This is a genomic window from Pseudorhodoplanes sp., from assembly GCF_035565855.1.
Taxonomy (GTDB): Bacteria; Pseudomonadota; Alphaproteobacteria; order Rhizobiales; family Xanthobacteraceae; genus Pseudorhodoplanes.
The window spans coordinates 1-3,159 of record NZ_DATMRX010000227.1 but is presented as its reverse complement, the minus strand read 5'-3'; the positions used below and the strand labels follow the sequence as shown (position 1 = coordinate 3,159).

Annotated in this window: 2 protein-coding genes; one reads left to right on the top strand and one right to left on the bottom strand. The window is 63.5% G+C overall.

All coding sequences use genetic code 11. The features are described 5' to 3' along the window. On the bottom strand, positions 1–1,164 hold a 1,164-nt coding region (locus VN004_RS12690), incomplete at its 3' end, for an autotransporter assembly complex family protein (RefSeq protein ID WP_325610559.1). A 315-nt stretch (positions 1,165–1,479) separates the two neighbouring features. Between VN004_RS12690 and VN004_RS12685 the strand changes: the two genes are divergently transcribed. After that, positions 1,480–3,159: PAN domain-containing protein (locus VN004_RS12685; protein ID WP_325610556.1), on the top strand; the 1,680-nt coding region annotated here is incomplete at its 3' end.

Below are 3,159 nucleotides of genomic sequence, written 5' to 3'. Positions count from 1 at the left end.
CGATGCCGGCCCGATAACGCCGGGCTTTTCGAACATCACGCCGGCATTGTAGTTAAGCTTCGAAATGTCGTTGGAGCCGATGCCGCTCACCGAACCGTCGATGCGCAGCTTCTCGGCGCGTCCGAACAGGTTGCGGTGGCCCCAGTAGCCTTCGAGACCGACGCCCTCGGTATTGGAGACGGTGCCGCCGATGCCCAGATAGCGCGTCTTGCGCTCGGTCACGTTGATATCGACCGGGATATTGCCCTCACTGTCGAGCTGATCGGCCTCGCGCAGCGTCACGCTGTTGAAGACCTCCATCCCCAGAAGCCGTTCACGCGCGTCATCGATGTCCTTGGGCGAATAGCGCTCGCCGCGCTTCAGCCCCGCCATGTAGCGGGTGAACTCGGGGTCCATCCGCTCGGTGCCTTCGACCGTGGTCTCGCCATAGCCGGCCACCGGCCCGGCTTTCACCGCAAGGGTGACGTCGAGCGTCGTCGTGTTGTGATCGGCCACGATCTCGCGGTCGGTGATCTCGGCCAGAGGGCGGCCCTCTTCCTTCAGCGCCCGCACGATCAGCGCCTCGGCCTTGAGAATCGCGCCCGAGCCGGCATCCCCGCCGGCGATCAGTCCGAAATCGGCGCCCGTCAGCCCGGCGGCATCGCCGGTCAGGCGAATGTCGCCAAGGGTGAATTTCGGTCCCGGCGTTACCTCTATCACCACGGGAACCGGCTGCGGGCCCCGGAACTCGGCATCGGGCGGCAGATCGTCGATGGAGCGGCCATCGATCGAAACATTGACCACGCCCTCATAGCGCGCGTCCGCATAAAGAGCCGCGACGAGCTGCTCGCGATCGCCGCGCGCCTTCGACATCAGGCCGAGCGAGCCGGAAACCGGCCTGTCCTCGTCCGTCTTCAGGGTCGACGCGGCTTCCAGCTTCTTTTTCAGATCGTCATGGTCGTCGGGCACATTGATCGTGACCGAATAATTCATCGGATCAACGATGTCGCTGTCCTCGTCATTGGCGGCGGAGCCCCACAGCCTGATGCCGAACAGCTCGAATGCGGCGGCCGGCTGAGGTGAAACCGTCAGGGCCGACGTTGCAAGCAGCGCGAACAACAGCGCGCGCGGCAGGGAAATGCCTGCCGCTGCTTCGTTCGGTTTCTGCCTCGTTTCGTGCCGCATTCCCTCAACTTAACGAACAAAGTTAAAATTCGACTGAAATTTCGGATATTTGATGAATTACGTTGCGTCCGCTTGTGCCAGAAGAGCACAAGGTTGAAAATCAAATCCTTCGCTGTTCAGGCAAGAATGCGTGAACACGACATTCGGGCTGAATAACGACGAATGCTGTGAAATGAAACCGTTACGGCGCCTGTGGCGCGGCGGCGACATTGACAAGCCATGCCGATAGCCGAAATCTGGCCGCAAACTCAAAGAGGCATCACGATCATGCGCGCGTCACGGGCCCTTGCCGCAATTGCTTTCGCATTTCTGACGATGACAGGACTGTCCCACGCGCAGGATGCGCGCCGGATCGTGACCACTGAAAACGCGGATTTCTTCGGTTTCGACCTGCGTTCCGAGCAGAATGTGAGCCTCGATGAGTGCTCGTCCGCCTGCCTCGGCGATTCGGCCTGCCGCGCCTTCACCTACAACAACAAGGCGAAGTGGTGCTTCCTGAAGTCCGACTTCAACCAGATGAAGCCTTTCGCTGGCGCCACCGCCGGCAAGGTCGTGACGCTGTCGGGCGACGCCGATATCGGCGCGCCGCCCGCACTCACCTATGTGCCGGACTGGATAAAGTCTCAGGCCGAGCAGTATCGTAAAAACCTGACCGGCCCGCACGCCCAAAGGCCTGAAGAGGGATTGGGCGCGCTGGTCGAGGATGCCGCAGCCGCCGCACAACGAGGCGACCAGCGCGGCGCCGTTCAGAAGTATGAGGCGGCCCTCTCCGCCCTGCCTCAGGAGGGCAAGCTTTGGCTTGAACTCGCCCGTGCCAATCTCGCCGTCAGCCCGCACGACAGTGGCGACACCTCCACGCTGCGTACCAATGCCACTTCGGCCGCCCTCAATGCCTATGATCTGTCGCGCACCACCGCGATCCGCGCCGACGCGCTGGCCAATCTTGGCTCCGCGCTCGATGGGCGCGAGCTCTACCGCCCCGCATTGCAGGCCTATGAGGCGAGCCTCTCGCTCGTCAATTCGGCGTCGGTGCGCGGCCTCTATGAGGACCTGAAGGCCCGCAAGGGTTTTCGCATCGTCGATCATTCCATCGATGCCGATACGATAGCACCGCGCATCTGCGCGCAGTTCTCCGAGGATCTGGTGCGCACCGATGTCGACTACACGCAGTTCGTGCGCGTCAACGGGTCCGCCCCGGCCGGCATAGAGGCCAAAGAGCGCCAGATCTGCGTGGAGGGGCTTTCGCACGGCCAGTCCTACGAAGTCACCTTCCGCGCCGGCCTGCCGGCCGCCATCGGCGAGGTGCTGACCGCGCCCGTCACGCTCTCTATATATGTGCAGGATCGCGCCGCTTCGGCCCGCTTCACCGGCGATTCCTTCGTTCTGCCGGCCGGTGCGCGGCGCGGCATTCCCGTCGTCACCGTCAACATGGATGCGGCGGACATGAAGCTCTACCGCATCGGCGACCGGGCGCTGGCGCAATTGCTGTCCGGCTACCAGTTCCTGCGCCAGCTCGACGGCTATGACATTTCCAGCATCGCCGACCAGATGGGCGAGCCGGTGTGGGAAGGCCAGCTCGAAATCGCCGGAGACCTCAACAAGGAGGTCACGACCTCCTTCCCCGTCGATGAAGCGATCCCGCAGCGCAAGCCCGGCGTCTATGTGCTGACCGCCCAGCCGCTGGATGACCAGAGCGACAGCTGGAACTCGCGCGCCACGCAATGGTTCGTCGTGTCCGACATCGGCCTCACCACCTATACCGGCGAGGACGGCCTCACCGTTTTCGCCCGTTCGCTGGCCAGCGCGAAGCCCGTCACCGGCGCGGAGCTGACCCTGCTTGCCCGCAACAACGAGGTGCTTGGCACCGCCGTCACCAATGACGAAGGCCGCGCCATCTTCAATCCCGGCCTCACCCGCGGCGAAGGCGGTCTGGTGCCTGCGGTTCTGACCGCGAAGAACGGCGACAGCGATTTCGTCTTCCTCGACATGGGCCGC